A 13,729-nucleotide genomic window follows, 5' to 3' on the forward strand; every position below is an offset into this window, starting at 1 on the left:
AGGGCGTCGGGCAGGCCGGCGATGCCGGTGGCCACGGCACTGGTGACGGTGGGGCTGTCTCGTCCTGACAGGGGAATCAGGATCAGGAACCGGGAGGTGCGTTCCACCAGCGTGGCGGTGGCGCTGGCACCGTTCTTCCCGATGACCAGGTCACCTTCCCAGTGCCCCGGTATCCGGCGGTCCTCGGCCTGGGCGGGCCGCTGATCGATGAACGTCGGGTTCGGGATCTTCGGCGCCCGCGACGCCGGCGACCGCGCCGGACGACGGTTCCTGCGGCCACTGCGCAACCGCAGATGCTGACGTGCCAACTCCCCGACCGGCAACGCGTACATCCATGTGTAGATCGCCTCGTGCGACACCCGCATCGCCTCGTCATCGGGATAGTCCACCCGCAACCGCCCAGCGACCTGATCCGGCGACCAGCCCTCACCCAACAATCTCACCACCACCTCCCGCAGCCGGCCGTCCACCTCCAGCTTGCACGGCTTCGGCCGACGCCGCGCCCGCTGCGCCTGCCGCTGCGAACGCCACGCCCGATAGAACCCCCGCCCACCACCCCGACAAATCTCCCGCGACACCACACTCGGATCCCGACCAATCCGCGCCGCGATCTGCTGACCCGAGAGCCCTTCAGCGATCCCCCGCGTGATCTCTTCCCGGTCCGCCACCGTCAACGGCCTACGACCCGCCACGTCCCCACCAGCCTCTCAACGATCACCCCGCCGAAGAGACCAACGAACGACAAGATCGATTGCTACGACCACCTGAGCACGGGAACTACATCCAGGATCGAGCACGATCATGGTGGCGGTCTGCGCTCCACGTCCGCCCGAGGCGCTCAGAGCGCCTGAACCTGCCCCGACCCACGCGTTATGACCAAAAGATCCGCGCACTTTCGGTGAAACTGCTGCCTCGCGACGCGGCGAGGGAGCAGTTTCACCGAAGTTGCTCGGATCTTGACGGCGCAGGTGGGGTCCGGCGCGGGGGCGCGAGGCGGAGGGCGGGGCGAGGGGCGGGGGACGGGGGACGGGGGACGGGGCGAGGGCAAGGCGAGGGGCGAAGGGCGGGGCGCAAGGCGAAGGGCGCGCCGCGAGGCGAGGCGAGGGGCGGGGCACGGGCAAGGCGGGGGCGGGGGGCGAGGTTTGACCGATGGCTGACAGGGGTGATCGGGATCGGTCTGCGACGAGGCGTTCTACTTGAGTTGACCGGCGGTGAGGCCGGCCTGCACCTGACGTTGGAACGCCACGTAGACGGCGAGCACCGGAAGCACCGCGATACTCAGCCCGGCGAACAGCCGAGCGTAGTCACCGGCGTAGCCCTGGCTGACCGAGAGCGCGAACAACCCCTGCGCCAGCATCCACTTGGACTCGTCGCCCTGCAACAGCACCTGCGGCAGCAGGAACTGGTTCCAGTGACTGAGGAAGTTGAAGATCGCGACACTGATCAATCCCGGACGCGCCATCGGCAGCATCACCCGGAAGAAGAGCCGGAAGTGACCGCAGCCGTCGACAAGTGCGGCCTCCGCCACCGAGGTTGGCAGGGTCCGGAAGAACGCGGTCAGGAAGAACACCGTGAACGGTAGCGAGTAGGCCGCGTACACGAGGATCAGCCCGAGCCAGGTGTTGAAGAGGCCGGCATTGCGGACCACGAAGAAGAGCGGCACCAGGGCGAGGAACACCGGGAACATGAGACCGCCGACGAACAGGTAGTAGACGGCCTGGCGGCCGCGGAACTCGTACCTGGCGAAGACGTACGCGGCGGTGGCACCCATCAGCATGGTGAGGCTGACCGAGCCGGTCACCACCACCAGGCTGTTGAGGAAGTACCGGCCGATGTGCGCGCCGGTCCAGGCCCGCGCCCAGTTGTCCCAGTGCAGGGCGTCGGGGAGGCCCCACGGGTCGGACAGGATCTCACCGTTGGTCTTGAACGAGCTGATGAACATCCACAGCAGCGGCAGTACGGTGAGCAGGCCCCAGAGCAGCAGGAAGCCGTGCGAGAGGGCGTTGGCCACGCCGAGTTCCCGGCGCACCGGGCGGTCCCGACGGGCGCTCGACGCCGGCCCGGCGACGGAACGGGTGGTCTGATCAAGAGTGGTCACGAGTACTCGATCCGTTCGCGCCGGCCGATGCGCAGCGACAGCACCGCCACCGAGAGGGTCAGGAAGAACATCACCACGCCGATCGCGGAGGCGTAACCGAACTTGGTCTCGCTGCCGAAGGCGGTGTCGTACATGCGTACGCCGATGACGTCGGTGGAGAAGTTCGGGCCGCCGTTCGTCATGAGCTGTACGAGGATGAACCCGTCCAGGGCGAAGATGGCCAGGTAGACCCAGGCGACCTGGACGGTGTCCCAGAGCAGCGGCAGGGTGACCCGGCGCAGGGTGGTGAACCGGGACGCGCCGTCGAGCAGCACCGCCTCGTAGATCTCCTTCGGTACGGCCGACATCGCCGCGCCGAAGAGCACCACGTAGAAGCCGACGTTGCTCCAGACCATCACCGCCAGTACGCACCAGAAGGCGGTCGCCGGGTCGCCGAGCCAGGTCGGCGCGGTCAGGCCGACGGCGTGTGCGGCGCTGGTGAGCAGGCCCTGGTTGGGGTGGTACACCTCTTTCCAGAGCAGCGCGATGATCACCACGGAGAGCACCTGCGGGAAGAAGTAGACGGTGCGGTAGAGCGCGCCGCCGCGTACGCCGGTCACGCCGGCGCTGCCCTTGCGCCCGCCCAGGGCGAGCATGGTGGCGAAGAAGAGCCCGAGCACGATTGTCAGCACCGGCACCAGGGCCAGCAGGATCACGTTGTTCTTCAACGCGTTCCACACGTAGTCGTCGTGCCAGAGGGTCTTGAAGTTGGCCAGGCCGACCGGGTTGGCGTCCGCCGAGTAGCCGAGCCAGTCGGTGGTGGAGATCTGGAACGCCTGGAGGTACGGCGAGACGACGAAGAACACGTACAGGAGCACCGGTGGCACCAGGAACGTGACGATCAGCGGCCACTTGCCATGTTTCACGGGGAGGACCTTTCCGTGGGGGTGCGGCCGGTGGGGGCACATCTCCCCCACCGGCCGGGCGGTCAGGCCGCTCGCTTGTACTTCTTGACCGAGCTGTCCTGGGCGATCGAGTCGGCGCCCTTCTGGCACTGGTCGAGGAACTCCGCGGGGCCGATGCGGCCGCTGAAGAACTCGCCGCACGCCGCGTCGACGAGGTTGCGCTCCAATTTGCGGTAGAAGTTGTTGTAGACCCAGTTGAAGCCGTTGGCGCCGGACGCGTCGAGGGCCTTGACCACGGTGTTCAGCCCGTACGGCAGCTCGACGCCCTCGGTGGCGCCGGCGACGACGGTGAGACTGGCGACCTTCTTCGTGAAGTCCTGGGCGCCCTTCTTGGAGAGCATGGTCCGGAAGTACTCCAGACCACCGGCGATGTTGCGGGCCTTGGCCGGCACCATGAACGGTTCCCCGGCGGTGCCCCGGATCGCCTCGAACGGCAGTTTGTCGCCGCTGCCCAGGCTCGGCGTGGGCGCGATGGTCATGTTGAACCCGGCCGGGGTGACGTCCTTCTGCTCGCTCTCCAGCCAGGAGCCGCAGGAGATGAAGGCGGCCTTGCCCTGGCACCAGGCGGTCTGCGACTGCTTGTGGTCGAGGCCGGGCGAGCCCTCCAGGATGTACTTGTCCTTGACGATCTGGTGCCAGGCGTCGGCGGCGGCGCGCATCGAGTCGGACTTCCAGGCGTTGGGCTCCAGGTTGTCGATGGCGGTCGCCACCGACGGGCCGCCGAACTTGATCGCCGTGGAGATCAGGGGCCAGCTCATGTAGCGCGGGTGCAGGCCGGCGTACGTCCAGGGGGCGATGCCGGCGGCCTTGATCTGCTTGCAGAGCGCGATGTGCTCGTCCCAGGTCTTCGCGTACGACCAGCCGCGGTCGGCGAAGAGCTTGGCGGAGTGCCAGATGCCGTAGGCGGTGTAGGTGTAGTTGAGCACCAGGAACGTGCCGTCGTAGGAGCCGACCTCGACCGCGCCGGGCAGCAGGGTGTCCTTGACCGTCTTGCCGGGGATGTCGAGGCTCGGGGCGGCCAGCAGCTCGTCGAGGCCGGCGAGGGCCTTCTGGCTGACCAGGCCGTTGAAGTCGATCTGGCCGGAGCCGGAGTTGTTGACCACGTCCGGTGGGGTGCCGTCGACGAAGCGCGGCTGGAGCGTCTTGCTGATCTCCTGGGTGGACGAGTGCGTGATCTTCGCCTTCGGGTACTTCTCGGTGTACATGGCCTCGTGGGCCTTGGCGTACTCCTCACCGAACCCGCCACCGAAGATCACCACCTCGAGTGGGGCGTCCTCCTTCACGCCGAGTGGGTTCTGCGCGCTCTTGGTGCCCCGGTAGGTCTCGGCATCGTTCTTGTCACCGCCACCGCTGGTGGCACAGCCGGACAGCAGACCAGCGGCGGGGGTGGCCAGGAGGCCGGCGGCGGCACTGCGCCGAAGGATGTCACGCCTGTTCATGGGTTCTCCTCGGGTCGGGTCGGGCGGATCGCCGGTGTGCGGGGGTGGCGTCAGCCGCGCGAGGCTTGGTGGTTCTCTTCAGTTAATGCCCTGTTGCTGAAGAATTTCTACGACAGCCGGGCCCGGACTTCAAGTCCTGAAGGCCGAACCGTTATCACCACCAGCCGCGCCGAGCGCCGAACGCCGCCGGTCAGACCCCGCCACCACCCGCGGGGACCGACACCGCCGGGCCGCCCCTTCCCGACCATTCGGGGGTACGCCGACAAGGCCGGCCCGCCTCTCGGCGGACCGACCCGGTGGTCTCGACAGCGGCGTCCGTCAGGTCTGGGTGGGGAAACCGAGGTTGACCCCACCGTGCCGCGGATCCAACCAGCGGCTGGTGACGACCTTGCCCCGGGTGAAGAACCGCACCCCGTCCTCGCCGTGCGCGTGCAGGTCGCCGAAGAGGGAGGACTTCCAGCCGCCGAACGAGTGGTACGCCATCGGCACCGGGATGGGCACGTTGATCCCGACCATGCCCACCTCCACCTCGTGCTGGTAGCGCCGGGCCGCACCACCGTCATTGGTGAAGATCGCCGTGCCGTTGCCGTACGGGCTGGCGTTGACGAGGTTCACCGCCTCGTCGTACGAGCCGACCCGGACCACGCTCAACACCGGCCCGAAGATCTCGTCGGTGTAGATCGACATGTCCGGGGTCACCCGGTCGAACAGGGTGGGGCCGAGCCAGAAACCGTTCGGGTCCCCGTCCGGCGTCACGTCCCGACCGTCCACCACCGGCACCGCACCGGCGGCCACACCGGCCTCCAGGTAGGAGCGCACCCGCGCCGCGTGCGCGGCGGTGACCAGCGGACCCATGTCGCAGCCCCGTCGGCCGTCGCCGGTACGCAGACCCCTCACCCGGGCGGCGATCCGCTCGACCAGCGCGTCCGCCACCGGCTCCACCGCCACCAGCACCGAGATGGCCATGCACCGCTCCCCCGCCGAGCCGAACCCGGCGTTCACCGCCGCGTCGGCGGCCAGGTCCAGGTCGGCGTCGGGGAGCACCACCATGTGGTTCTTCGCCCCACCGAGGGCCTGCGCCCGCTTGCCGGTGGCCGTCGCGCGCTGGTGGACGTACCTGGCGACCGGAGTCGAGCCGACGAACGACACCGCCCGCACCTCCGGGTGGTCCAGCAACGCGTCGACCGCCTCGGCGTCGCCGTTGACCACGTTGAACACCGCGTCGGGCAGACCCGCCTCGGCGAACCACTCGGCGAGCAGCAGCGCCGCGCTCGGGTCCTTCTCGCTCGGCTTGAGCACCACCGCGTTGCCGCAGGCCACCGCCACCGGCACGAACCACAGCGGCACCATCACCGGGAAGTTGAACGGGGAAATCACCGCGACCACCCCGAGCGGCTGCCGGATGGTGTAAGAGTCGACCTCGGTGGAGACGTTCTCGCTGAACGCCCCGCGCAGCACCGACGGCAGGCCGCAGGCGTACTCGATGACCTCCAGGCCGCGCTGCACCTCGCCGGCGGCGTCGGCGAGCACCTTGCCGTGCTCGGCCGTGATCACCTCGGCGAGCCGGTCCCGGCGGGCGTGCACCAACTCCCGGAAGGCGAACAGCACCGCCGACCGCCGGGCCAGCGACGCGTCGCGCCAGTCGCGGGCCGCACGGGTAGCGGCCCGCACCGCGACGTCGACGTCCGCGGTCGAGGCCAGCTCGACCTCGGCGGTACGCCGGCCGGTGGCCGGGTCGAACACGTCGCCGCGCCGCTCGGAGGCGCCACCGACCCGCTTGCCGTCGACGAAGTGACCGATGCTCACGCCGCCACCCCCGCCGCCGCACGGATCGCGTCGACGAGGATCGCCAGGCCCTCCCGGGCCTCCTCCTCGGTAAGCGTCAACGGTGGGCCCATCCGCAGCACGTTGCCGTAGAGCCCGCCCTTGCCGGTCAGCAGACCACCCTCCCGGGCGGCCTCGAAGACCGAGTTGGTAAGCGCCGGGTCCGGCTCACCACCGCCCGGTCGGACAAACTCGACGCCGAGCATCAGCCCCTTTCCGCGTACCTCGGCGACGCAGTCGAGCCCGCCCACGGCGGACCGCAGGCCGTCGGCGAGGATCGCGCCGACGCGGGCCGCGTTCGCCTGCAGGTCGTGCGCGGTCAGGTAGTCGAGCACCGCGTTGCCGGCCGCCGTGGAGATCGGGTTGCCGCCGAACGTGGAGAAGCTGATGGCCGGCACCGCCTGGAGCACCTCGGCCCGGCCGACCACCCCGGCCAGGGCGAACCCGTTCCCGACGCCCTTGGCGAAGGTGAGCAGGTCCGGGGTGACGCCGTGCGCCTGGTAACCCCAGAAGTGCTCCCCGGTACGCCCCCAACCGGTCTGCACCTCGTCGGCGATGAACAGGATGCCGTGCTCGTCGAGGACCTTCTTCCAACCGGCGAAGAGCCCGTCCGGCGGGTGCACGAAGCCGCCCACGCCCTGGATCGGCTCGGCGATCAGCGCGGCCACGTCACCCGCGGTCTGGGTGGCAAGCACCTCGCGCAGGTCCTCCACCGCCGCGTCGACCTGCTGGTCGGCGCTGAGCCGGGCCAGCAGACCGCGCACCCGGTCACCCGAGTGCAGCCAGGCCACCTGGAGCGGGTTGAGGCCGCTTGCCGACCAGGTGCGGTTGCCGGTGACGCCCATCGCCGCGTACGACCGGCCGTGGTAGCTGTTGCGGACGGCCAGGATCTGGTGCGAGCGGCGGTGGTTGGTGGCGACGAGCAGGGCCGCCTCGTTTGCCTCGGTGCCGGAGTTGGTGAAGAACACCCGGGCGTCCGGGATGCCGGAGCGCTCGGCGATCTTCTCGGCCAACTCCACCTGTTGGCGGATCAGGTACAGCGTCGACGTGTGCACGATGCCGGTCGCGAGCTGCCGCTCGACGGCCTCCCGGATCTCCGGGATGTCGTACCCGATCATGTTGGTCAGCACGCCGCCAAAGAAGTCCAGGTAGCTGCGCCCCTGCGCGTCGGTGACCCGGCGGCCCGAGCCGGAGACCAGCTCGATCGGCTCGGCGTAGTACAGCGGCATCCAGGACGGGAGCACGGCGCGGTGCCGGGCCAGCAGGTCGTCGGTCATCGTGGCAACCTTTCAGCGGCGTTCGTGGATACCGCACGCTCCCACCGCCGGCCGACGCGAACAACTGTCACCGTGTAGCGCAAGGACCTCCCCACCTGACAGCCCGCAATACCCGGCGGGGGCGCACCGGCAGGTGCAGGGCGACGGCGATCACCGCGAAGGCCGCCCAGGCGGCGCCCAGCGCCACTGCCGACGAGACGTCCTGAAGGTAGTGGTACGCGGTGAGGAAGCCGACCAGCGCGAGGCTGTTGCGGGCGAAGTGCCTGCTGAACTCGGCCAACTGCCGGCGGGCCTCGACCGCGACCAGCACCCCCGAGTACGGGAACGTCACCACCATGCCGCGCAGCACGGCACCGAGCAGTTGGGTGAGGACCGCCCCGACGAAGATCACCACCAGCTTGAGCAGCGCCGGCAGCCCGTCCGGGCGGGTCTGCGTGCCGGGCACCGCCGCCGCGGCAGCGGCCACCTCCTCGGCGGAGGCGACCCGCCGGCGGGCACGACGACGCAACCACAGGACTGTCGCCAGCCAGAGCACGAGCGTGCCGGCCAGGGCCACCTCGAACGGGATGTCGACGGCCAGCAGACCGGCACTCAACGCCACGTACCCGGCGATCCCCGCCCCGTCGGCGAGCAGGATCGGCCAACGCCACCGCTGGTGGGTGACCGCCACGACGACGAAGAAGAGATTGAGCCCGAGCACGCCGAGCACCTGCGGGCCCTCCACCCGGTGACCGGTGGTGACCAGGGCGAGCGTCATCGGCAGCGGCAGGCTGTAGACAAGAGCCCGGAGCCGGACGGAGCGGATCACGCTCACCGCCCAGACCACCGCCGTCACCAGCAGGACCGCGCTCCACGTCATGGCTCGCCCGTTCCCGCCCCGGTGGAGGCCGTCAGTCCTGGAAGGTCGCGGCGTTCGCGCACAGGTCGAACACGCGGGTGAGCCTGGCGACGTCCGTCCGGTTGACCGAGAACTGATTCTCGCCGATCTCGCCGTGTGCGGTCATGTGGGCCTCCCAGCAGCTCGACCCGTCCCAGAGGGTCAGATTCACGTGCAGGTGCGGGCTGACCACCCCGAGCGGCAGCAGACCCACCCGTGCCCCGGCCGCGCGCTGCTTCTCCACCAGGGCGGACAACTCGTCGGTCAGCGTGGCGTAGACGAAGACCCGCGTGATCTGCACACCCCGTTGCAGGGCCTCCACGTTCGCCTCCCAGTAGCGCCGGCCGATCTCGCTGCGCCACCAGCTCAACTCCCCGCTCACCCGGGGCATCACGTTCGTCACCCCGTCCAGCCGGTGCGCACAGGTCCGGGTCGCGCCGAGCAGGTCCTCGTCCTCGTCGCCGCGCCTGATGATCCGACCGTCCGCGAGCTGCTCGGCCTCCAACCGGAACTGCTCGTACCGCCGCTGCGCCTCCACCGCCACCCGGGTGCCAGCGTGCTGCTCAGCCGCCTCCCGCATGGCCCCGGCCAGCTCCGTGGTGGCGCCGACCAGCCAGGGCGGGCCGTCCAGCAGGGTACGCAGGTGGAAGCGACGCTCCGCACGGGCCAGCGAGTCGACCAGGAGCGAGATGGTGATGCCCATCAGGCCGGCCAACAGCGACTCCACACCGGAGGCGGCGTTGCTCAGGTCGAGCGCGATGCTGAGACTTACCGACAGCGCGATGCCGACCAACGCCACCGGGTCGGTGTGCGCCACCAGCCGGACGAAACCCGCGCCGGAGCCGCCGCCCTCCCGGAACCGCTGACCTGTCCCGTCACGGGTCATCGAGATCCCCCCATCGGCCGCTCCCGCCAGCGTAGACAGCAACCACAACCAGCAGCCCGGACGCGACGGGCGGTAGCATCCGGCAGGTGCAGGAAGCGGACACGGCGTCGTCGGCCGGGACGGACGAGGAGCGGCCCACGGCGCAGGTTCGGGCCTGGGTCAGCTCCACCCCGCTGCGCGGTCTGGTCGCCCACTTCGGCGGGACGTGGCCCGACGGCCACCTCACCGAGGTGCTCCGTTTCCTCGACGAGTTCTCCGCCCAGCACTGGGACTTCCGGGGCGGCCGGGAGCGGCCCGACGCCCGGGAGCCCGACCTCGACCCGGCCACCGCGACACTCGTGCTCGACGCGGCCGCCGCGCTCGGGCTGATCCACCCGGTGCCACCGGCCCGGTCGGCGTACGCCCACCTGCTGGTGCTCGGCGGCCTGGCACACGCCTGCGTACGCCGCGTCGCCTACGCCGCGCACCTGCTCCGCGCCGGCCTGCCGGTGAGCGGCGAGGTCGCCGTCCTGGGCAGCTTCCGGCCGCTGTCGGACTGGGAACGCCGCACCCTCGCCGACGCGGGCCTGCCGGCCGACGACACCGAGGTGGACGTGCTGGACACCGCCGTCCGCCGGGTGTTCGAGGTGACCGCCCCGGCGGAGCAGGCCGGCGTCGACGCCGGCCACCCGCACCACTCCTGGTCGTCGCGGACCTACCGACCGAACGGGCTACCACCGATCCGGGTGCTTGCCGCACCGTCCAGCGAACCCGACCGGCGACGCGCGCACACCGCCGACACCCAGCGGTTCTGGGCCGGCCACGTCCGGCTCGCCCCGGGCGACGACGTGCTGATGGTCACCGCGCCGATCTACGTGCCGTTCCAGCACGGCGACGCGCTGCGCACCCTCGCCGTGCCGTACGGCTGCGCCATCGACACCGTCGGCGTGGACCCCACGCTCGCCGACCTGGCGGTGCTGCCCGAGCAGACCCTCACCCCGGGGCGCTACCTCCAGGAGATCCGCTCGGCGATCCGCGCGATGCGCGCCCTGCACACCGCCCTGACGCACCCGGCGTGACACCGGCGCCGCGGGCCGCTCAGGCGAAGACCAGCAACGGGTCGTTCTCCGCGCGAACGCCGACGAAGCAGGCCGCCGAGGTACGGCAGCCCTCCCGCACCTCGCGGACGCCGTGCATCCGGCCCGCCTCGAACATCACCAGATCGCCCTTGCCGGGCAGCACGGTGTCCAATGGTGGACCGACACGTTCGGGTTCGATGCCGTAGTCGAACGGGTCGGTCTTGAGCGCCACGAACTCCTCCTCGGACAGGATCCCCCAGAAGTCGATCTCGCCACCCGCGCCCGGCTCCGGCACCTCCAGGTAGATGTTCACCCCCAACCGCCGATCCAGCCGGTACGCGTCGAGCAGCGGGATCTGTCGGCGGTCGATGTGCGGGCGGCCCCGACCACCGGGCGTCATCCGGCGCAGCACACCCGGCAGCATCATGCGGCCGTCGTGCCGCCCGACCGTCGCCCCGTACGGCCACATCTCATCCAGGTCGAGCCGAATCAGGTCGGTCGGTGACTGCTGCTCCGCGAACACCTCGTGACGGATCAGCCGGGTCGTGTCGGCCGCGGTGTCCAGGTAGCGCCGGACACTGTCGCCACCGTTCGCCACCTCGCCCATCGACGTGCCGACGCTTGTGAACTCCTTGGTGAGCAGGAAGTTCGCTTCGTCGACGGCGCGGACCACCCGGGGCAACGCGGCGTCGCACTGCTCCGGCGGGTAGTACTCCTGGTGCCAGATCACGTCGATCTCACCGATCGCCAACTCCCGCAGCGACTCGGCGGTCAGTCGGTCCCGGCGACGTAGTTGCTCGCTCACATCAACTCCTCGTCAGGCTGGCTGCGGAACTGGAGCGGGACCTCGACGTCCCGTCCGTCACTCGCCACGAAGCTTCCTGAGGTCGGTCTCGGCCCGGACGGTGTCCGGGTGGTCGTCGCCGAGAATCCGCCGCCGGTCCGCGACCACCCCGGACAGCACCTTCTCCGCCTCGGCGGCGGCGCCGGTGGCGATGAGACACTCGGCCAGGGTGTGCCGGGCGGCGATCATCGCGACGTGCTGAACCTGCCGCTTGGCGCTGTCCGTCGAGAGAATCTCGCGGAGGTCGACGAGGGCCTCCTCGACCTCACCCTCGCGCAGCCGGCACAGGTCCAGGGTGTGGCGCACCGTCAGGGTCTCGAAGTGGTCCGGCGCCCAGTGCCGCAGGCGGATCTCCAGAATCTCGGTCAGCTCCGCATGGGCGTCGGCGTACCGCCCCTGGTAGACGATCGCACGGGCCAGGCTGTGCCGCGCGGTCATGGTGTCCCGGTCCTCGGGGCCGCGCACCCGGTACTCGGCCTGGACGATGTCGCGTAGCTCGGCCTCGGCGTCGCGCCACCGACCCTGTTCCAGGATCGTCCGGGCCAGCTTGTGCCGACTGGCCAGGGTGTTGCGGTGCTCCCGTCCGAGTCGCGCCTCCCGAGCCGGGATGATGGCGCGCAGCTCGGCCTCGGCCCAGCTCAGATGCCCCTGCTCCAGCGCCGCCCGGGAGCGTTCGTGGCGCAGACTGAGCGCCGGCCGGTCGTCCAGGTCGACGCCGATGCGGCGACACCCCGCCAGGCAGAGATCCAGGAAGATCTCCGCCTGCCCGGGCAGGCCCACGGCCAGGATGTAGCGGGCGATCAGCCGGGCCAGATCGAGTGCGACATCCAGCAGGTCCGGCCGGGTGCGGGGCAGGTCGCCGCTGTCGAGGAAATCCAACACCGCGCCCATCGTGGGTGGTGCCAGCAGATGCCAGCTCGCCCACTTGTCCGGCTCGTCGGGATCGAACTCCTCCTCGCGAGGGCGGTCCGGGTCCCGCAGCCGCAGCGCGTCCAGCAGACCGAGCACCAGTTCGTGGTATTCCGCCCGAGCGGCCACCACGTCGGGTAGGTCCCGGATCAGCTCGCGTACCAACGGGTGCAGGGTGACCACGTGGGCGACCGGAGACTGGGCCGGCAGTGACTCGATCACCCCGAGGTCGACAAGCGCGAAGTCCGCAAGCGAACGGAGGACCTCACGCAGCCGGTCCTCGCCGATCTCACCGATCAGCGGCGAGGCCGACAGCCGGACCGGGTCGAGCAGCACGGCGTAGGGAATCGGCGCGTCACCGAGACAGGCCAGCAGGCGCAGCACCGGCCGCGCCTGGTCGAGCCCACGCCCGGCGAGCAGGTCCAGCGACATCTCCCAGGACTGCACCACCGGACGGACGGCCATGTCGAAGCCGCTGGAGCCGTTGCGCCGGACGCCGGTGCCGGAGCGCCTGTCCAGTGCCTCCCGGTAGTCGTCGTAGGTACGGACCGAGGAGCGGGTGGTGCCGACCGGGATGCGGTTGGCCTCCGCGAGGTAGGTGCCGGCGCCGCGCAGCGCCAACGGGTGCCCCTTGAGCCGGGCGGCGAGCCCCCGCGCCTGGGTCAGCGTGCCGGGGGCCGCGTCGGCGAGGTCGACGAGCACCTGTGCGCCGTCCTCCGGCGACAACTCGTTGACCAGGTACATCGTGGACCACTCGCCCCACGTGTCCCGCCTGCCGTCCCGGGTGGTGACCAGGACCAGCCCGTTGGGGGTACGCGGCTGGCGGAACCAACCCGTGCCGTCGGCGACCCGCCCGTCGGCGGGGGCCAGCAGAGTCGGTTCGTCGGCGTTGTCGAAGATCAGCAACCAGGGCCGGGGAGAGTTGTTCAACAGGTCCCAGACCAGCTCCACCGGGCTGCGGGCCTTTCCGGCCCAGGCGAGGTCGAGCTGGTTCTCCGGAGCCTGGAGCTGGCCCGCGACCTCGCGCATCCCAGCGCTGACCCGCGCCGAATCCTTCGCCGAGATCCACCAGACCAGCCGGCCACGTTCCTCGAGCTGGCGGGCCACCTCCTGAGCCGTGAGGCTCTTGCCGCAGCCGCCCAGCCCCCAGAGGATCTGCGTGGCCTCCTCCGGAGCGCGCACGGTGCCGGCGGGCGGCTCGGCGGCCCGCAGGATCGTCTCGACCAACTCGTCGCGCCCGCGCAGCGGCAGCCGGTTACGGCGAGGCGGGATGATCGAGAATCCGGTGCCCTGCGCCGGCGCGGTCATCGGCCCGGCTCCGTGCGGCCCGTCTCCCTTCGACGCGTCTCCGGGCGGCCCGTCAGGACGCGGGCCGACCGGGTCCGGCCGGGCCGGTGCAGGGTGTGGCGACGGTGGGTCATCTGGCCTCCCGGAGGGGCGTGACGGCAGGCTCCACGATGGTCGGTCACGCCGAGGGGTGGCGGCCGACCGCGTGATCCGTAACCCAGACACTACCCGCTGAAGCACACACCAACACCGCACGTAGCCGCACCAACATGAAAGATGCAGTCCC

General features: G+C 70.6%; 11 protein-coding genes. 1 reads left to right on the top strand and 10 read right to left on the bottom strand.

Annotation, left to right across the window (positions count from 1 at the left end; all coding sequences use genetic code 11):
- The 8 genes from AB0C15_RS23895 to AB0C15_RS23930 form a co-directional block, all read right to left on the bottom strand.
- A partial coding sequence (locus AB0C15_RS23895; protein ID WP_357355330.1) for an IS30 family transposase occupies window positions 1–692 on the bottom strand: 692 nt, incomplete at its 3' end.
- A 500-nt stretch (window positions 693–1,192) separates the two neighbouring features.
- Window positions 1,193–2,098 (bottom strand): carbohydrate ABC transporter permease, encoded by a 906-nt coding sequence (locus tag AB0C15_RS23900; RefSeq protein WP_357355332.1) that lies wholly within the window; start codon window positions 2,096–2,098, stop codon window positions 1,193–1,195.
- Window positions 2,095–3,003, bottom strand: coding sequence for a sugar ABC transporter permease (locus AB0C15_RS23905; protein WP_357355334.1), 909 nt, complete (start codon window positions 3,001–3,003; stop codon window positions 2,095–2,097). The genes AB0C15_RS23900 and AB0C15_RS23905 overlap by 4 nt, the downstream gene beginning before the upstream one ends.
- A 62-nt stretch (window positions 3,004–3,065) precedes the next feature.
- The gene (gene ngcE / locus AB0C15_RS23910; protein ID WP_357355335.1) at window positions 3,066–4,481 is read right to left on the bottom strand and encodes an N-acetylglucosamine/diacetylchitobiose ABC transporter substrate-binding protein; all 1,416 of its coding nucleotides are present in this window, start codon (window positions 4,479–4,481) and stop codon (window positions 3,066–3,068) included.
- Window positions 4,482–4,799: 318 nt separating this feature from the next.
- Window positions 4,800–6,287 carry a CoA-acylating methylmalonate-semialdehyde dehydrogenase gene (locus AB0C15_RS23915; RefSeq protein WP_357355337.1) on the bottom strand — a complete coding sequence of 496 codons (1,488 nt, stop codon included), beginning with the start codon at window positions 6,285–6,287 and terminating at the stop codon, window positions 4,800–4,802.
- Window positions 6,284–7,582, bottom strand: a complete 1,299-nt coding sequence (locus AB0C15_RS23920) for an aspartate aminotransferase family protein (protein WP_357355339.1) — start codon at window positions 7,580–7,582, stop codon at window positions 6,284–6,286. Before AB0C15_RS23920 ends, AB0C15_RS23915 begins: the two co-directional genes overlap by 4 nt.
- A gap of 67 nt (window positions 7,583–7,649) precedes the next feature.
- A complete protein-coding gene (locus AB0C15_RS23925) occupies window positions 7,650–8,441 on the bottom strand; it encodes a hypothetical protein (RefSeq protein ID WP_357355341.1) in 792 nt (263 codons plus the stop codon).
- Window positions 8,442–8,472: 31 nt separating this feature from the next.
- Window positions 8,473–9,345 carry a hypothetical protein gene (locus tag AB0C15_RS23930; RefSeq protein ID WP_357355343.1) on the bottom strand — a complete coding sequence of 291 codons (873 nt, stop codon included), beginning with the start codon at window positions 9,343–9,345 and terminating at the stop codon, window positions 8,473–8,475.
- Window positions 9,346–9,431: 86 nt separating this feature from the next.
- Here AB0C15_RS23930 and AB0C15_RS23935 point away from each other — a divergent pair, with 86 nt between their 5' ends.
- Window positions 9,432–10,403: a hypothetical protein gene (locus tag AB0C15_RS23935; protein WP_357355345.1), complete on the top strand. Its 972-nt coding sequence runs from the start codon at window positions 9,432–9,434 to the stop codon at window positions 10,401–10,403.
- Window positions 10,404–10,422: 19 nt separating this feature from the next.
- On the opposite strand, the gene AB0C15_RS23940 is transcribed toward AB0C15_RS23935, so the two are convergent.
- A complete protein-coding gene (locus tag AB0C15_RS23940; RefSeq protein ID WP_357355347.1) occupies window positions 10,423–11,208 on the bottom strand; it encodes a 2OG-Fe(II) oxygenase in 786 nt (261 codons plus the stop codon).
- A 57-nt stretch (window positions 11,209–11,265) separates the two neighbouring features.
- Window positions 11,266–13,464 carry a tetratricopeptide repeat protein gene (locus AB0C15_RS23945; protein WP_357355349.1) on the bottom strand — a complete coding sequence of 733 codons (2,199 nt, stop codon included), beginning with the start codon at window positions 13,462–13,464 and terminating at the stop codon, window positions 11,266–11,268.
- Window positions 13,465–13,729 lie beyond the last annotated feature (265 nt).

This window comes from Micromonospora sp. NPDC048835 (assembly GCF_040649995.1).
Taxonomy (GTDB): Bacteria; Actinomycetota; Actinomycetes; order Mycobacteriales; family Micromonosporaceae; genus Micromonospora.